The organism is Thermodesulfobacterium sp. TA1, assembly GCF_008630935.1.
GTDB lineage: Bacteria > Desulfobacterota > Thermodesulfobacteria > Thermodesulfobacteriales > Thermodesulfobacteriaceae > Thermodesulfobacterium.
In genome coordinates, this window is sequence record NZ_CP043908.1 from 622,405 (window position 1) to 638,299 (window position 15,895).

Annotated in this window: 18 protein-coding genes; 16 read left to right on the plus strand and 2 right to left on the minus strand. The window is 36.0% G+C overall.

The window, feature by feature from the left end; translation table 11 throughout:
* Nucleotides 1-54 precede the first annotated feature (54 nt).
* Nucleotides 55-879, minus strand: a complete 825-nt coding sequence (locus tag F1847_RS03275) for a sulfite exporter TauE/SafE family protein (protein ID WP_150071673.1) — start codon at nucleotides 877-879, stop codon at nucleotides 55-57.
* A 21-nt stretch (nucleotides 880-900) separates the two neighbouring features.
* Nucleotides 901-2,169, minus strand: coding sequence for a M48 family metalloprotease (locus F1847_RS03280; RefSeq protein ID WP_150071674.1), 1,269 nt, complete (start codon nucleotides 2,167-2,169; stop codon nucleotides 901-903).
* A gap of 308 nt (nucleotides 2,170-2,477) precedes the next feature.
* Here F1847_RS03280 and speD point away from each other — a divergent pair, with 308 nt between their 5' ends.
* The 16 genes from speD (at nucleotide 2,478) to F1847_RS03360 (ending at nucleotide 15,895) form a co-directional block, all read left to right on the plus strand.
* Nucleotides 2,478-2,924, plus strand: coding sequence for an adenosylmethionine decarboxylase (gene speD / locus F1847_RS03285; protein ID WP_240702840.1), 447 nt, complete (start codon nucleotides 2,478-2,480; stop codon nucleotides 2,922-2,924).
* A gap of 22 nt (nucleotides 2,925-2,946) precedes the next feature.
* Nucleotides 2,947-3,813 (plus strand): agmatinase, encoded by an 867-nt coding sequence (speB, locus tag F1847_RS03290; protein WP_150071675.1) that lies wholly within the window; start codon nucleotides 2,947-2,949, stop codon nucleotides 3,811-3,813.
* On the plus strand, nucleotides 3,797-4,390 hold the full coding sequence (locus F1847_RS03295) for an HD family hydrolase (protein WP_150071676.1): 594 nt from the start codon (nucleotides 3,797-3,799) through the stop codon (nucleotides 4,388-4,390). The genes speB and F1847_RS03295 overlap by 17 nt, the downstream gene beginning before the upstream one ends.
* A complete protein-coding gene (locus tag F1847_RS03300) occupies nucleotides 4,365-5,426 on the plus strand; it encodes a (Fe-S)-binding protein (RefSeq protein ID WP_150071677.1) in 1,062 nt (353 codons plus the stop codon). The genes F1847_RS03295 and F1847_RS03300 overlap by 26 nt, the downstream gene beginning before the upstream one ends.
* Entirely contained in the window at nucleotides 5,423-6,352 is a 930-nt protein-coding gene (locus F1847_RS03305; RefSeq protein WP_150071678.1) for a radical SAM protein, read from the plus strand. Before F1847_RS03300 ends, F1847_RS03305 begins: the two co-directional genes overlap by 4 nt.
* Entirely contained in the window at nucleotides 6,352-7,008 is a 657-nt protein-coding gene (locus F1847_RS03310; protein ID WP_150071679.1) for a metallophosphoesterase family protein, read from the plus strand. Before F1847_RS03305 ends, F1847_RS03310 begins: the two co-directional genes overlap by 1 nt.
* Nucleotides 7,009-7,021: 13 nt before the next feature.
* Nucleotides 7,022-7,516, plus strand: a complete 495-nt coding sequence (locus tag F1847_RS03315) for a hypothetical protein (RefSeq protein ID WP_150071680.1) — start codon at nucleotides 7,022-7,024, stop codon at nucleotides 7,514-7,516.
* A complete protein-coding gene (gene xerD, locus F1847_RS03320) occupies nucleotides 7,513-8,397 on the plus strand; it encodes a site-specific tyrosine recombinase XerD (protein ID WP_240702842.1) in 885 nt (294 codons plus the stop codon). Before F1847_RS03315 ends, xerD begins: the two co-directional genes overlap by 4 nt.
* The gene (locus F1847_RS03325; RefSeq protein ID WP_150071681.1) at nucleotides 8,372-9,682 is read left to right on the plus strand and encodes a CCA tRNA nucleotidyltransferase; all 1,311 of its coding nucleotides are present in this window, start codon (nucleotides 8,372-8,374) and stop codon (nucleotides 9,680-9,682) included. Before xerD ends, F1847_RS03325 begins: the two co-directional genes overlap by 26 nt.
* A gap of 61 nt (nucleotides 9,683-9,743) precedes the next feature.
* On the plus strand, nucleotides 9,744-11,555 hold the full coding sequence (locus tag F1847_RS03330) for a diguanylate cyclase (RefSeq protein ID WP_150071682.1): 1,812 nt from the start codon (nucleotides 9,744-9,746) through the stop codon (nucleotides 11,553-11,555).
* Between the two features lie 5 nt (nucleotides 11,556-11,560).
* Entirely contained in the window at nucleotides 11,561-12,562 is a 1,002-nt protein-coding gene (locus F1847_RS03335; RefSeq protein WP_150071683.1) for a TrkA family potassium uptake protein, read from the plus strand.
* Nucleotides 12,555-13,133 carry a hypothetical protein gene (locus F1847_RS03340; protein ID WP_150071684.1) on the plus strand — a complete coding sequence of 193 codons (579 nt, stop codon included), beginning with the start codon at nucleotides 12,555-12,557 and terminating at the stop codon, nucleotides 13,131-13,133. The genes F1847_RS03335 and F1847_RS03340 overlap by 8 nt, the downstream gene beginning before the upstream one ends.
* Nucleotides 13,120-13,611 carry a phosphatidylglycerophosphatase A gene (locus F1847_RS03345; RefSeq protein ID WP_150071685.1) on the plus strand — a complete coding sequence of 164 codons (492 nt, stop codon included), beginning with the start codon at nucleotides 13,120-13,122 and terminating at the stop codon, nucleotides 13,609-13,611. Before F1847_RS03340 ends, F1847_RS03345 begins: the two co-directional genes overlap by 14 nt.
* 13 nt (nucleotides 13,612-13,624) lie before the next feature.
* Complete coding sequence (locus F1847_RS03350) at nucleotides 13,625-14,893, plus strand: nicotinamide-nucleotide amidohydrolase family protein (RefSeq protein WP_150071686.1); 1,269 nt, start codon at nucleotides 13,625-13,627, stop codon at nucleotides 14,891-14,893.
* Nucleotides 14,838-15,407, plus strand: coding sequence for an RNA 2',3'-cyclic phosphodiesterase (thpR, locus tag F1847_RS03355; RefSeq protein ID WP_168194251.1), 570 nt, complete (start codon nucleotides 14,838-14,840; stop codon nucleotides 15,405-15,407). Before F1847_RS03350 ends, thpR begins: the two co-directional genes overlap by 56 nt.
* The gene (locus F1847_RS03360; RefSeq protein ID WP_150071688.1) at nucleotides 15,404-15,895 is read left to right on the plus strand and encodes a phosphate-starvation-inducible PsiE family protein; all 492 of its coding nucleotides are present in this window, start codon (nucleotides 15,404-15,406) and stop codon (nucleotides 15,893-15,895) included. The genes thpR and F1847_RS03360 overlap by 4 nt, the downstream gene beginning before the upstream one ends.

Genomic DNA, 15,895 nt, shown 5'->3' on the forward strand with positions numbered 1-15,895 from the left:
ACCAAATATATCTTATACTGATGAAAAATACCAAGGTGGTTATGATAAACCTTATTAGTCTTTGAGGCATTTTTTTTGGGCTTTAGCCCCAAGATAAAGCCCGACCGCTCCACCTAACCCAAGGAGTGCTCCAAGTACCCAGTCTGGACCATTACCCCCTAAGGTAAACACTATAACCCCTACCACTGAGGTTAGACAAGTACCAAAAAGGGTGGCTCCAGCAAACACATAAGGAGGAAGATGAAAAAAACCAAGCAAAATGGGGGCCATTAAAGCTCCTCCCCCTATACCATAGATACCCCCGATAATTCCTATAAAAAAGGCAGTTATAGAAATGGTTACAGAGTTTGCTTTATAGTTTTTTTGAGCATAGATAAACTCTAAGGTTTTCCAGTTAAACTTAAGAAGTTTTGGCGGTTCTGGAGAAAAAGAGGCATCTTTTTTCGGCGGAAAGATAAGGTCATAGAGAAGTTTTAAGCTTATAAACAAAAGCACTCCTCCTACCAAGAGCTTAAACCTGTGTAACTCTTGAAAATAGCCTATTCTTAGAAAATATCCTATAATAACCCCAGGGAAGGTACCCAAGGTAATTATTAAGGTTAAAGGATAAAAAAAGCGCTTTTCTTTCCAATAACGATAAACCCCAAAAGGGATGGCAAACACGTTGAAAAGATGGTTGGTGGCACTAACCGCAGGGGTAGTAAACTTAAGAAAGCTTACTTGAAAAGGCAAAAGTAAAAAGGCACCGCTTATTCCCCCAGCCGCACAAATGAAAGCAGTTGCAAAGGCTACTACCAGAGGTACTAAAACCGAAGTAGTAACTCCTGAGGTCTTAAAGGTAACTACCAAAGGTAAAGAGGTTAATAAACCTTCTAACATTTGTCTACCTTTGAGATTTTTTCAATATCTTAGTCTATTATACCTCACCTTGCAGTCGTTATACCAAGAGGCCTCTTTAGGACCTAACTCTAAGGCTTTTTGATAGTTTTGTAAAGCTAAGCTGAGCTGATTTTTAGCTTCGTAGACCCTACCTTTATAGTAGTAGGAAATACCGTGAAAAGGAATAAGCTGAGAGGCTTTTTCAAAATAAGAAAGGGCGATGTCTACTTCCCCTGTTTTAAAACAGGCTATTCCTGCAAGGAGTTGAGCAGAAAAAAAGTTTGGGTCTAAAACTACAGCCCTTATAGCATAAGCCTTTGCATTATTAAAGTCTTTTTGTTCTAACTTAATAGAAGCTAAGTAGACTAAAGCTAAGTTGTTTTTTGGATATAACTTTAAGGCTTCTAAGAAGTGAGTTTCTGCAGCTTGAAAATTTTTCTTTTTATATTCAGCCTTGCCTTTGACTACTTGTTTGTATGAAGGTTGATTAGCTACCAAAAGATTTTTAATTTTTTGAAAGGTTTCGGTATCATAAATAAAAGTCCCAGAAGGTTTGAAGGTTTTGATGTATTCTTTAGCTTCTCTAATCCTGGTTTCAGGTAAAGGGTGAGTAGAAAGCCATTCAGGTGGTCTTTCTTTTTCCATTGCTTTAAACTTTTCAAAGACCTCTATCATTCCCTGTGGAGAATAACCAGCTTGATAGGTAAAAAGAAACCCATAACGGTCTGCTTCTCTTTCTTGGTCTCTGCTAAACTTAAGCTGAAGCAGAGAGGCAGAAACAGCCCCTAACTGTAATAAAGCCTCTCCTGTAAGACTTTCTGGGGCTAAAAGACTACCTATCTGTAAAAGAAGGTTAAGGGCAAGCTGTTTTTCTAACATTTTTACATGATGTTTAGCGTTTATATGCCCTATTTCATGCCCAATAACCCCTGCTAACTGACTCTCCTTGTCTAAGTTTAGAAGAAGCCCTCGGGTGATGACAACCGGACCCCCTGGTAAGGCAAAAGCATTGACTATGTCAGAGTTAACTACATAAAATGTATAAGGTACCTTCCTTTCAGAAAACTTAGCAAGCTTGTTCCCTATCTTTGAAATATAATCTTGAACCTCTTTTTCAGGATAGAGTCCGTCGTATTCATCTATAGCAGCATAAACATATATCTTTCCCAGTTCTATCTCTTTTTCTTCAGGAATAAGGTTCAAAATAGGACCTTTGGAGTTTGCACAACTTGAAAGATAAAATATCAAAAAAATAAAATAAAAAGTATAGAAAAATCTTTTTAAAAACAAGTTTTTCCTCCTTTTAAACAAGGAACTTGGTATTAAAATATTAGTTCCTTTATTTTTTTTGGACTAAAATTTTAAATTTATTAATAAATAATTATATAATCGGTGTTTAACAAGTCAATTTTAAATTCGGTTAAAAAAACAAAAAATTTTATAAAAAAATAAAGGTTTTTTGGTTATTAACAAGGCTATTACTAAATAATCAAAATTTTTGCAAAAATTTTCTGGAAAAATCTTGACAAAAAATTTTTATGATATATTTTAAAAGCCGTCCTAAGGTTTTTAATTTCATGGTTTAGGGGGGACTAAAGATGAAAAACACAGAAAAGTTTGAGTATGGTTTTGGTCAACACTTGGTAATAGATGGTTATGGGGCTAATCGAGAAAAATTGATGGATTTAGATTTTATATATAATTTTTTAAGCAAATATCCAGAAGAAATAGAGATGACTAAAATCATGCCCCCTTATGTTTTTAAATATTATGCTCCTGTGCCTGAGGATTGGGGAATTTCTGGTTTTGTTATTATTGCGGAAAGCCATATAAGCATCCATACCTTTCCAGAAAAGCTTTACCTTAGTATAGACGTTTTTTCTTGCAAGCCCTTTGATGCTGACAAGGTGATTACCGATGTAACCCAAATTTTTGAAATCCAGAAAAGCGAAATCAAGTTCTTTGATAGAGGGCTTGAATTTCCTCGTTCTATCAGGGCGGTGGAAAAATTTATTAGAATGGAAAGAAAGGACCTTATCTTATAATTAGCCTGTGTTATAGCTTAGTATGAAAATTTCATTTTTAGGGCTACCTGACCATCCTCAAGCTAAGGTAGCCCTTATCCCTGCTCCTTTTGAATACTCTACTTCTTGGAAAAAAGGCACCAAAGAGGCCCCTTTAGAGATTCTTAAAGTAAGTCCTAATATGGAGTTTTTTGACGAAGAATATTTTTTAGACCCATCAGAAAAGCTTGGTTTTTTTACCTATTCAGTAGAGGAACTTTCTTTTGACCCAGAGGAAGCGCTAAAGGAGATAGCCCAAAAAGTAGAAGAAAGTCTAAGTGTAGGTAGGTTTCCCTTGGTTATCGGTGGGGAGCATACGGTAACTTTAGGAAGTATCAGGGTTTTAAAAGAGGCTTTCCCAAGGTTAAAGGTGGTTCATCTTGACGCTCACTTAGACCTTAGGTATCGATATAATCAAAGTTTGATCACCCATGCTACGGTTATGAGAAGGGTTTATGAACTTGGGGTGCCTATTTTGAGTGTGGGGATTAGGACTTTATGTGAAGAAGAGTATGAGTTTATCAAAAAAGAAAACTATCCGGTTATTTGGGCGAAAGACTTAAAGGCTGATTTTAAAGGTTGTTTAGAAAGGTTAAAGGAGTTTGTTAAAGGAGGGCCTTTTTTTCTAAGCTTTGATATGGATGTGTTTGACCCTTCGGTTGCACCTGGGGTTGGTACTCCTGAGCCAGGGGGTGTTAATTGGTGGGAGGTTTTAGATATTTTAAAGGTTCTGGTTAAACATCGATTGGTAGGTATGGACTTGGTTGAGGTAAAACCAGATCCTGTTAACCCAAATACCGAATATGTAGCAGCTAAACTTATCTTTAAGGTAGCAGTCTATTTGGCTGCCAAACATGAAGGAATTTTATAGCAAGTATGCTAACCTGCTTTTTGAAGTAGCCTTTCTTAAAAGGATAGAAAGGACAGGTTATCCCTATCTTGGCACAGGCCGTGAAAATGTAGCCTCTCATTCCTTTGGGGTGGTGTTTATTGCTTGGATTCTCTCCTCGCTTTCAGAAGAAAAGGTAGATAAGGAAAAACTTTTTAAGATGGCTTTGCTTCACGACCTTCCTGAAACAAGGACCGGAGACTTTAATGCCTTAAACAAACTTTACAACCGGACCGATGAAAAAAAAGCCCTTGAAGACGCTTTTGAAGGCATGTCTTTAAGCCAAGAGGTACTTTCTCTTTGGCAAGAATATAGGGCCTTGAAGTCTTTAGAAGCAAAATTGGTTCACGATGCAGATGTAATAGACCTTATCATCCAGCTTAAAGAACAAAAAGACCTAAACAACCCTTATGCCCAGAAGTGGATCGATTATGCTAAACCCAGGTTGATTACTGAGGTAGCTAAAAAATTGGTTGAGGCTATCTTAGAGACCGATTGGTGTAGTTGGTGGTATGATTTTTTGATAGAAAAAAATGGAAACCATCTCAAAAATCACTAAAGCTAACCTTTGTACCCGTTGTGGTAAGTGTGTTCCTTACTGTCCAACCTATAAAGTTTTTAAGTCTGAAGTCTATTCTCCCAGAGGAAGGCTCTTTCTTTTTCAGCACAAGATGTCACATCAATCTTTCGAAACCTGTCTTTTTTGCGGTAGGTGTGAAAGGGTTTGTCCTAATAAGGTGGGTTTTGTAGACTCAGGGCTTGAGTTTATCAAAAACAAAAAAGAGAATATTATTTTAAAAGAACTCTTAGAACAAGTAGGAGAGCACCCTCTTCAAACACTTGCTAAGTTCAGGTTTTTAGGAAGATTTAGCAAGGTTTTACCTGAAAAAAAGGGTCAAACTAAGCAGTCAAGTTTACAATTTTTAGATAAAAAGCCTGATTTGTTGATTTATCTTTCTTGCGACCTAAAACATCTTTATCCTCAGGCTTTGGACAAATTTTTAGGGATTTTAAAGAAAAAAGGTATAAATCCTTGGGTAGTTGAAGGGTCTCAATGCTGTGGAGCTCATTTTTTAAGTTTAGGCCTTCCTTCCTTAGTAAAAGAGCAGGGGATAAAAAATCTAAAAATTTTACAGGAGTTTATGGCTCCTGTAGTATTTTTTTGTGCTACCTGTTTTTGGATGTTTAAAAGGGTTTATCCTAAGTTTTTTGAGGGTAGTTCTTATGAAAGAGATTTTTTGAATTTAGCTGAAAGGAGTATTTCTGCTTATAAAGCTTTAGAACTTTGGGCAGAAGATGAGCTTAAGGTTTTATCAGAGAAGGCTGAAGACAGCACTTTACTTTTTCATCTTCCTTGCCACTTGACAGAAGAGTTTTCTTTGGTAAAAAATAAAATAAAGACAATTGAATTTTGTTGTGGCTCTCCAAAAATTTCTCTTTATTGGGAAGGTTTTTCTGAAAAATATAAGAGTTTTTGGGTTCAAAATCTGACCAAAGTAAAGGTGCTTGCTACCTTTTGTGCTGGTTGTTTCCTTAACTTTAATATGTTTATAAGACGACCTCCCCAAATAAAACATTGGTTAGAGCTTTTATGAGGCCTTATCCTTCTTATCTTAAATTAATGGATAATGGGGAAATAGATAAAAGGATAGAAGCCCTCTATACTAAGCTTGAATGTTGCGACCTTTGTCCTAATCGATGCGAGGTTAATCGGCTAAAAGGAGAACGAGGTTTTTGTAAGGTTTTAGACAGACCTATGGTTTCAAGCTATGGACCACATTTTGGAGAAGAGCGTCCATTAGTAGGAAAAAACGGTTCAGGGGCTATCTTTTTTACCTATTGTAATATGGCTTGTGTATATTGTCAAAACTGGGAAATAAGTCATTTGGGTGACGGAGACATTGCATGGGTAGATGATTTAGCTAAGATAATGCTTATTCTTCAAGCTTGGGGATGTCATAACATAAACCTTGTTACTCCTACCCATCAGGTTCCTTTTATCGTAAAAGCTATAAAGTTGGCAGCAGAAAAAGGATTAAGACTTCCTATCGTTTATAACTGCGGAGGGTACGAATCGTTAGACACCTTAAAATTGTTAGAAGATATAGTAGATATCTATATGCCAGACATTAAATACATGAACGATGAGGTAGCCTTAAAACTTTCTAAGGTAAAAAACTATTCTTCGGTGGTTAAGACTGCAGTAAAGGAAATGTATAGACAGGTGGGTGATTTAGTGATAGAAGACGGAATAGCTAAAAGAGGATTGATTGTGAGACATTTAGTTTTACCTCAAGATCTTTCTCAAACCGAAGAGGTAATCAAATTTATTGCAGAGGAGATTTCAAAAGACACCTATTTTAATCTTATGGACCAGTATAGGCCTTGTGGAGATGCCTGGAAATATCCTCCTCTTGATAGAAAAATTACTCAAGAAGAATGGGAAAGAGCTTTAAGTTTAGCTAAAAAATATGGTCTTAAACGTCTTGATGACCGAAGGGCAAGGTTTTGGGATATATAATGTCCGAAGACCTTAGGATGTTTGCCATCGGAGACATCCATGGTTGTCTTGATAGTTTAGAAGCTTTGCTTGAGATTTTACCGGTTGATTGGGGCCATGACTTGGTGGTTTTTCTTGGAGATTATATAGACAGAGGAGAGAGCCCTAAAGGAGTAGTAGAAAGGATAGTAAGTTTAAAGAAAGAATATCCAGACCGAGTGATTACCCTTAAGGGGAATCATGAATGGATGTTCGAAAGATTTTTGGAAGGAAAAGATGTTGAACTTTTTCTTTATAACGGAGGGGAGGTTACTATAAGAGACTATTATAATCCAGAAAAAAGGATGATAGAAATTCCTACCGAACATCAACTTTTTTTTAAAGACCTTAAGCTGTTTTTTGAGAATAAGGATTATTTTTTTGTTCATGCAGGGATAAATCCTTATAAACCTTGGGACAAACAAACAGAAGAAGATTTTTTATGGATAAGAGAAACTTTTTATGGTTCTACTAAACCTTTACCTAAAACAGTGGTTTTTGGACATACTCCCTTTATTACCCCTTTTGTAGGACCTAACCGGATAGGTATAGACACCGGCTGTATTTACGGTGGTTTCTTGACAGCAGTTATGTTACCTGAGTTAGAGTTTTTTCAGGTAAAATGTAAAATAAGGTAAGGAGGAGGTAAGGATGGCAAAAGATGACGGAGACAGAAAACTTTCTTGGAGGGAAATAGACAAGCTAAAGTCCCAAAGTGGATTAAGTAAAATTAGAAAAAAGTTAGAAAGACAAGACAGAACTTCCTCTGTAGCAGACACTAAAAATAAGCAAAAATATTTAAAAGAGCTTGATAAATTGTTTTTAGATAAAGATGAGTTAGAAAAGCAAAGTTTTTTAGAGAAACTTCATCAGCAGTACGGCAATAAAAATTTTAAAAAATTAGCTAAAGAGTTTGTAGAAAAATACGGATTACCTGAAGACTGGAGAACCCTTATGTTGTTTTTAGACTTAGAAGATAAAACTTTAGTTCTCCAGACCTTAGAAAAAATAAAAGAAACTTTTCCTCAGAAAACCACCACCGAAAAACAAGGGATGCTTTCAAAACTTAAAACTATGGTCCTTACTTCAAAGGATGAAACCATAAGCTTTAAAGTGGAAACCCTTTTAAAGGAATTAAGCCTTTGATACAGGATTACGTAGAAGAATTTTTGTCTTTTTTGTCGGCGGTAAAAAACGCCTCTCTTAATACGTTGATTTCCTATGGGTCTGACCTTAAAGATTTGATAGAATTTTTACAAAAGAAAGGGAACCTTAGTTTAGAAGGTTTAAATCACCTTGCCGAGTATTTAGAGTATTTAAGGGCAAAAGGTTATAACCCTTTTACCGTGGCAAGAAAGCTTTCAAGTCTTAGAAGTTTTTTAAAGTTTTTAGAGGTAGAAAAAGGATTAAACGTAAACCTTGGTTTTTTAGAAAATCCTAAACTTCCGTTAAGGCTTCCTAAGGTTTTGAGTTTAGAAGAAATAGAAAGGTTGTTGTCTCAACCAGACCTAAAACATCCCTTAGGATATCGGGATAGGACGATGCTTGAGCTAATGTATGCTACAGGTATAAGGGTTTCTGAATTGATAGGATTAAAGGGGCAGGACCTAAACCTTGAGCTGGGTTTTTTAAGGGTTATGGGAAAGGGAGGAAAGGAAAGACTTATTCCTATAGGGGATTATGCCCTTGATTTTTTAAAAAACTATCTTAATAACATAAGACCTATATTAATCAGTCCCAAAAGTAAGGACCACGTTTTTTTAAACCGAAGGGGAACTCCTCTTACCAGGCAAAGGTTTTGGCAGATAATTAAACAATACGCTTTAAAAGCAGGGATAGACGTTGAAAAGATCTCTCCCCATGTTTTAAGACATTCTTTCGCCTCTCATCTACTTCAAAGAGGGGCAGACCTAAGGGCCCTTCAATTGATGCTTGGGCATAGCAGTTTAGCTACCACTCAGGTTTACACCCATTTAGACTACAAGAGACTAAGAGAGGTTTATGACCGGCACCACCCCAGGGCTTAAGGTCTATCCTATTGATTTTGCAGACTTTATAGACTTTGTAGCCAAAGACAGAGAGGCTAAAAAATTTTTGCTTAGACTGAGAGACCTTGCTCAGAAAAGAGGAGAGTTTTTGTATTTTGCAGGAGGGATGGTAAGAGATTATCTACTCTTTAAAAAAGGGCGTTTATCTTTTAAAGAAATTAAAGATTTTGATTTAGTTTTAGAAGGAAACCTTGAAGAGTTTTTGCAAGAACTAAACGGAGGAATAAAAAAAGAAATTCTTTTTAAGTCTCAATTTCTTACTTATAAGGTTAGGGTCTTTTTAGGGAAAATTTCTTTAGAAGTAGACTTTATTACCGCAAGAAAAGAAGTTTATGAAGGAATCGCTCAGCTTCCTAAGGTTTTTCCTTCTAATTTTTTAGACGACCTTTTAAGAAGGGATTTTACGATAAACTCCTTAGCTATAGGTCTATCACCCCCTTATGAAGGCCTTTTGCTTGATCCTTTAGACGGCAAAAAGGATCTCGAGTCTGCGCTTATCAAACCTTTGCATCTCTATTCCTTTGTAGAAGACCCAACCCGGATTTTTAGAGGGATAAGGTATAAGGTAAGGCTGGACTTTAGTTTCGCTGAAGAGTTTTATCAGGCACTGGAGGTTTGTTATCAGAAAGAGGCTTTAAAAAGGCTTTCTTCTACCAGGTTGGTTAACGAATTAAGGCTTTATCTGCTTAAAGAAGGAGAAGACCTTTTACCTGACCTCCTTGAGACGACCTATCAGCTTGGGGTTTTTGAGAACGCAGGGATTGAAGTAGCCAGAGAAAACTTCCCTGTACTTTGTGAGGTGTTGAAAGAAATAAAAGAAGAGTTTAGCCCTAAGGAAAGGGAAAGGGTCTATTTGTTAGGGCTGGTTGCAACCCTTAGTGATTTGGAAAGATTGGGATTTAGCGAAGTAGAGGTTAAAAGGTTGGCGAACTTACTTCATGACATAAAGGGGCTTTGTAATAGGATTAAAAAGTTATCTTTAAAAGAAAAATTAGATTGGTTTGATAAAATCCGTAGAGATTATCTTTGTGCCTTTGCCGTGATTTTTCCGGAGCTTAAGGAGGAGGTTTTGCGTTATCTAAAGATTTATTCTAAGGTAAGACCAGAGCTAAACGGAGAGGACCTTAAAAAATTGGGGTTTAAACCTGGAAAAGATATAGGAGAGATTCTTAAACTACTTCGTTTAAAAAGGTTGGAGGGAACGATTAAAAACAAGAAAGAAGAAATAGAGTTTTTAAAAAATTTTTTGGTTAAAAACCAGTAGTAAATCGTAAAATTTTGAGGTAAAATTACCTAACAAATTAAAAATTATTTAGTAAACTTTTATGAGGCTAAAACATAAAATTTTACTTTGGCTTTTTACTCAACTTATCCTGTTTTTTGGGTTAAGCTGGTTTATTTATTTGCTTTTTGTGCAAAAGAGTTTTTTTAAGATAGAAAAGGAGTGGGTTTTTTCGATAGCCTCAGAGGTAATAAAATATTTAGAGGTAGAAAAGAAAAGGTCGGAACTTCTTACCAGGGATTGGGCGGTTTGGGATGATGCCTATGATTTTTTAACCGGAAAAATGCCTAACTTTCCTAAGAGCAATTTGAACAGAGAAACCTATGTAAACAATAAACTTTCTGTGATTGCATATCTTTTTTTAGACGGAAAAGTCAAGGCAGGTGGTTTTTATGACAAGAAGGCCGACCAGATTTTACCTGTAGACCCTGTATGGCTAAAGGAACATTACCGATATTATCGGTCTCTTTATCCTGAAATTACCTTACAATCCTTTTACACCGGTCTATCTTTTTATCAAGGGGTACCTTCCATAGTAAGTTTTTATCCGGTAACTGATTCAGAGGCTAAAAAAACTCCTGTAGGACTTTTAGTGATGGTTTTTCCTTTAGAAGGAGAAAAATTAGACTTAATAAAAGATATTTTTGGGCTTATCAACATAGATTTTATAACTTTTCAAGGAAAAAAGATAGAAAATACCATTAAGTTAAACGAAAAAGGAATCTATGAGATTTTAATTAGTCTTAGAGATTTCTTCGGAAACCCTCTGGGCCTAAGTTTTACAGTTTCTAAAAAAATTGCCTTTGAAAAGTATCTCGAAAAGTTTTTATTAGTGCAGTTTTTAGTTTTAATGATGGTTTTTGGTGTATTTTATTTTCATATGAGGTTGATTCTAAAGAAAATAGAGTATGTTAAATCTGAGATAGACCTTATTTCTAAAGGAAAGAAGGAGAAAATAACCTTAAAAGGAGAAGATGAACTTGTTGAATTGGTAAAACGTTTTAATTTGGTTTATTCTCTTTTAAAAACACAGCTTGAAGAGGTTAACAAGGCTACCAAGATTTATCAGATGATAGCCGAAAGGTCTAACCTTGCGGTTGCAGTCTTTAATCAAGATGAAAAGTTAGTCTATGCAAACAGCTTTTGGAAAAACTTTATAGAAGAAAATTTAGAAAAATCGATTTTCTCTTTTATAGACCGAGAAGGATTAGAAAAAACTAAGCCTTTTAAGTTATGCTTTAAAACCAAAACCGGAGAAGAGGTATGTTTAAGTTTTGAGGTAATACCTATAAAAGAATACAGCCTTTATTATCTGGTGATAGGCTATGACATTTCTTATCTTAAGGAGGAGATGGACCAACTTTTTGTTAGGGCAACCAAAGATCAATTAACTGGACTTTATAACAGGACCTATTTAGAGGATATTATTAAAAGGATTTTTGATTTGATTAAAAGAGGTCAAGAGTATAGTGTAATTTTTGTAGATGTAGACTATTTAAAAGATATCAACGACCAATTCGGACATTTGACAGGAGATAGGTATTTAAAAGCGGTAGCTGAGGTTATCGCTAAAAACTCCAGAGCAGAGGATATCCCTGTGAGATGGGGAGGGGATGAGTTTATTCTAATCATTAGGTCAGACCTTGAAGGAGCCAAAAAGGTAGCAGAAAGGATTTTACAGGGGGTAAAAGAGATTTGCTTAAAGGTAAACGGAAACGAGATAAAAGGGTCGGTAAGTATAGGGGTTGCTAAGATAGAACCAGATAAAAGTTTAGAAGAATTGATATTTAAAGTAGACCAAGCCCTTTATCAAGCCAAATCGGAAGGAAAAGGAAAGATTAAGGTTATAGTTTAGGGTCTATGGATTATACTTATTCGGTAAACAGACGTCTTTTTTTGGTTTTAATTTTGGTTGCTGGTATAATAGCTTTGGGAACGGTAGGTTATATCATAATAGAAGATATGCTTTTTTTGGAAGCTCTGTACATGACGGTTATCACCTTAGCTACTGTAGGGTTTAAAGAAGTGAAACCTCTTAGCGAAGCAGGGATGATTTTTACCATTTTGCTTATTATTTTAGGTTTTGGGGTTTTTACCTATGCAGTGACCACAGGTGCTCAAATTTTGATAGAAGGAGAGCTAAGAGATGTTTTTAACGAAAGGAGAAGAAAGAAGATGTTAGTAAGGCTTAAAGGACATTACATCATTTGTGGTTATGGTAGGATGGGAAGGATTATCGCTAAAGAGCTTAAAGCTCATGGTGAAGAGATTGTAGTGATAGAAAGGCAGGGTGAAATTAAAGAAGAAGGATTTTTCTTTATAATCGGAGACGCTACCAAAGATGAGGTTCTTAAGGAAGCAGGGATTGAGAGGGCAAAAGGGCTTGTGTCTGTTCTTTCTTCAGATGCAGACAACCTTTATGTAGTTTTAAGTGCCAGGGCTTTAAACCCAAACCTTTTTATCATAGCCAGGGCAGCTGAAGAGTCAGCCAGAAAAAAATTAAAAATAGCAGGGGCAAACAAGGTAGTCTGTCCCTATCATATAGGTGGTTTAAGAATGGCCCATATGTTGTTAAAACCTAATGTAGTCGATTTTTGGGAGTTTATTACTAGATCAGAGTATTTAAACATAGACATAGAAGAACTTGTGGTCTCAGAAAAATCACCTTATGCAGGTAAGACCTTGCGAGAGACAGAAATAGGTAAGACCTTTGGGGTTATTATCGTAGGTATAAAAAGAAAGGAAGGACAGATAGAATTTAACCCTTCGGCTGAAAGCCTTATTCTACCAGGGGATATCCTCTTAGCCATAGGACCTCCAGAAAAACTTAGCTTACTTGAAAAGAGTCTATCTAATGGATAAAAAATTTTTGATTAAAAGATTACCCTTAGTTTTGGTCTTGGTTTTACTTTTGCCTTCTTGTGCTTTAAAAGAAAGGTTTCAAGAGTTTAAGGATGATAACCTAGAACGCGCTAAGGTATTTTTAGCAAGACTTCCTTTAGTTAAAAGGTATGTCTCTCTTTATCCGCCGCCTAAGGAGTTTTATCAAGAGGTAAAAGGAATGGTAGAATGGATAAAAGGGGCTAAGGTTCCTGATCTTTATAAAGAAGAACAAAAGGCAGTCTTAAAACACTGGGAGGAGATAGAAAATCTTTATAAAAGTAAATATTACCGAAGATGTGAAAGGGAGTTAAAGAAACTCAAACCTAAGGCAGAAACCCTAAAAAACAAACTTGAAACCTATAGAGAAACCTTAAAAAGAGAGGCTATGCAAAAATATCAGGCTTTAGAACAAAAGGCTAAAGAGGTTTTAAAAACCAAAAAAGGAGAGGACCGATTAAAAATAGAGCTTTATCTATGGAAATTAAGGTCTTTGATTACTTTAGAGGATTATGATAGCTTTAACAAGGAGATAGAAAATGCCCCTTTCTAAACAGCCTAATTTTTTCCGCAACCTTATTTGGATTTTTATCTCATCCGGTGGTTTTGTCGGTTTTTTACCAGTTTGTCCAGGGACTTTTGGGGCCTTAACCGGGCTGGTATATTTTTGGTTTCTTAAAGAGACTTCATTGTTATATCAATTGGTTTTGACCTTAAGCCTTTCAGGTTTAGGAGTAGTTGCAAGTCATCTGGCAAGCAAAATAGTACGAGAAAAAGACCCTGAGTTTGTGGTTATAGACGAAATAGCAGGGATGTGGTTTGCTTTGATAGGTAAAAACACTTGGGTTGAGTTTGTATTAGCCTTTGTGGTTTTTAGGTTTTTAGACATTAAAAAGCCTCTTTTTATCGGTAGGTTAGAAAGGTTTTCAGGAGGATGGGGTATCATGTTAGATGACCTTTGGGCGGGTATCCTTACTAACGGCATAGTGTCCTTGGTGTTTTATGTTGCTAAATTTTATGGTTTGATATAAACTTATTTTTAAGATGGAAGGGGTTTTAATCTTTATCGGAGATGAGTTGGTTTCTGGACTGGTAGCTAACACCAATGTCTTGGTAGCTACCAGAGAACTTTTTTCTCATGGCTTTCAGATAAAAGAGATTATTACCTTACCAGATGATTTGTCCTTGATTAAGGAGTATTTGCGAAAACTTTTACGAAAATATTCTTTTCTGGTTCTGTCAGGAGGGCTTGGTCCTACTGATGATGACCTTACTAACCAGGCGGTTGCTGAGGCTTTAGGGTTTAACTTGATAGAAAATACAGAAGTTGCCCAGGCTATAGCCTTTTCTAAAGAATATGTCAGTTCTCACGAAATAGCAAGAAAGATGTCTCTTTTACCTGAAGGAGCTGTTCCTTTAGCAGACGACCTGACGATGGCAGGTTATTTTATAGACCTCAAAGAAAAACTTCTTTTTGTTTTACCAGGTGTTCCTTCTCAGTTTGAGCATCTTTTAACCCAGAAAGTGATACCTCTTTTATCTCAAAGGTTTAGACCTGAAGTTTTAGAGTATTCTCAAGTTTTAAGGTTTTTTGACCTAAACGAAACCGACTTAAACCTTTTTTTAAAAGACCAGGTCTTTGACCCTAAGGAGTTAAAAATAGGGTATTATCCCCTTTTGCCTGAAGTAAAACTGGTGCTTAGGAGTAGAGATAAAGGCCTTTTAACTGAGGTGGTATCTAAACTCAAAAAAAGGTTTGGTCCTTCTTTGGTGAGTGAAGAAGATGTTTCTTTGGTAGAAGTAACCGGTAGACTTTTAATCTCTCAGGGTAAAAAATTGGCAGTAGCAGAGTCTTGCACAGGTGGTATGCTTTCTTCCCTGTTGACCTCGGTTGCAGGTAGTTCTAACTATTTTGAAAGGGGTTTTGTGACTTATAGTCCGGAAAGTAAGGTGGAGTTGCTTGGGGTAAAAAAAGAACATATAGAACGTTTTGGGGTGGTTAGTTATCAAGTAGCTTTAGACATGGCAGAGGGGCTTAAAAATAGAGTAAAAGTAGACTATGCCATCGGGATTACAGGATATGCAGGACCTGGAGGAGGGGCTACTGAAAACCCTGTAGGTACTGTCTACATAGGTCTTGCTTATCAACAAAAGGTTAAAGCCTTTAAGTTTTGGTTTCAAGGATTAGAGAGGAGGGAAATTCAGCTGATAAGCAGTTATACCGCTTTAGACATGTTAAGGAGGCTTATAGTTTATGATGAGGGCTTTCTTAGGTATAGATTTGCCGTCGGAGTTGAAGAAAGGTCTCTCTGAGTTAGAGAAGATTAAACAACCAGAGGGACTTAAGGCTAAGTGGGTAGAGGAAGAAAATTTTCATCTTACTTTAGTCTTTTTCGGAAACGTTAGTGCTGACCTTTTAGAAAGATTAAGTAAATCGGTAGAAAAGGTTTTAACTAACTATCCAGGTTTTGTATTAACCATAGATAAAATAGGTTTTTTCCCTGAGAAAGGAACCCCGAGGGTGGTTTGGATAGGGCTTAAAGAACCCACAGGAACTTTGGTAAAACTGGTAGAGGATTTACATAAAGCTTTTAAGAAATTCAAACTAAAACTTGACCAAAGGTTTCATCCTCATATTACCCTTTTTAGAGTGAAAGAGCTGGTCAATAAAACAGCCTTTGAAGAATACTTTAAAAACCTCTCAGAAATCGCCCAAAAATTAGAGGGGTTTAGATTTCCTGTAAAAGAAGTGAAGTTTTTTGAGAGTACTTTAACCCCCAAAGGTCCTATTTATAAAACCCTTAAGGAGGTAAGCTTAGGATTATGAAAAAAGAGTCGCCTTGTAGTCCACCTTTTCAATTTGAAATTTTTCAAAATTGGATAATCTGTTTCTACAAAGGGATTATAAAACTTGCTTTTAATTTAGCTATTATTATTCTGATAATAAGTTTAGGAATAGGAATTTTTAAAACGATTAAGGACTTAACCCTGGTTTTTACCGAGCCTACGGTTAGGGCTAGTTTTAAAGAATTGGTAACCAACGTATTAAGTTTGATCGTAGTGCTTGAGTTGATAAGGGCCTTTGTAGACTATTTTGAGCATGAAGCAGTTAGTATAGAAATTCTTATAGAGGCTTTGATAGCCTTTTTGATAAGAGAGTTTATGATATATCTTTTTGAAGGAAAAGCTACAGGATTCGAAGTTTTTTGGTGGGCCTTAGGGATAGTTTTGGTGGTGTTTAGTAGGTTTATTTTTGTGATTTACAAAGGAATAAGGTTTTTTAGAAAACCTATGATTAAGTCTTCACAGGAATAA

Excerpts from the sequence above, each read along its gene's own strand:
- F1847_RS03275 (WP_150071673.1), bottom strand. The coding sequence starts at position 879 with ATGTTAGAAGGTTTATTAACCTCTTTACCTTTGGTAGTTACCTTTAAG.
- speD (WP_240702840.1), top strand. The coding sequence starts at position 2,478 with ATGAAAAACACAGAAAAGTTTGAGTATGGTTTTGGTCAACACTTGGTA.
- speB (WP_150071675.1), top strand. The coding sequence starts at position 2,947 with ATGAAAATTTCATTTTTAGGGCTACCTGACCATCCTCAAGCTAAGGTA.
- F1847_RS03295 (WP_150071676.1), top strand. The coding sequence starts at position 3,797 with ATGAAGGAATTTTATAGCAAGTATGCTAACCTGCTTTTTGAAGTAGCC.
- F1847_RS03300 (WP_150071677.1), top strand. The coding sequence starts at position 4,365 with ATGGAAACCATCTCAAAAATCACTAAAGCTAACCTTTGTACCCGTTGT.
- F1847_RS03305 (WP_150071678.1), top strand. The coding sequence starts at position 5,423 with ATGAGGCCTTATCCTTCTTATCTTAAATTAATGGATAATGGGGAAATA.
- F1847_RS03310 (WP_150071679.1), top strand. The coding sequence starts at position 6,352 with ATGTCCGAAGACCTTAGGATGTTTGCCATCGGAGACATCCATGGTTGT.
- F1847_RS03315 (WP_150071680.1), top strand. The coding sequence starts at position 7,022 with ATGGCAAAAGATGACGGAGACAGAAAACTTTCTTGGAGGGAAATAGAC.
- F1847_RS03325 (WP_150071681.1), top strand. The coding sequence starts at position 8,372 with ATGACCGGCACCACCCCAGGGCTTAAGGTCTATCCTATTGATTTTGCA.
- F1847_RS03330 (WP_150071682.1), top strand. The coding sequence starts at position 9,744 with ATGAGGCTAAAACATAAAATTTTACTTTGGCTTTTTACTCAACTTATC.
- F1847_RS03335 (WP_150071683.1), top strand. The coding sequence starts at position 11,561 with ATGGATTATACTTATTCGGTAAACAGACGTCTTTTTTTGGTTTTAATT.
- F1847_RS03340 (WP_150071684.1), top strand. The coding sequence starts at position 12,555 with ATGGATAAAAAATTTTTGATTAAAAGATTACCCTTAGTTTTGGTCTTG.
- F1847_RS03345 (WP_150071685.1), top strand. The coding sequence starts at position 13,120 with ATGCCCCTTTCTAAACAGCCTAATTTTTTCCGCAACCTTATTTGGATT.
- F1847_RS03350 (WP_150071686.1), top strand. The coding sequence starts at position 13,625 with ATGGAAGGGGTTTTAATCTTTATCGGAGATGAGTTGGTTTCTGGACTG.
- thpR (WP_168194251.1), top strand. The coding sequence starts at position 14,838 with ATGAGGGCTTTCTTAGGTATAGATTTGCCGTCGGAGTTGAAGAAAGGT.
- F1847_RS03360 (WP_150071688.1), top strand. The coding sequence starts at position 15,404 with ATGAAAAAAGAGTCGCCTTGTAGTCCACCTTTTCAATTTGAAATTTTT.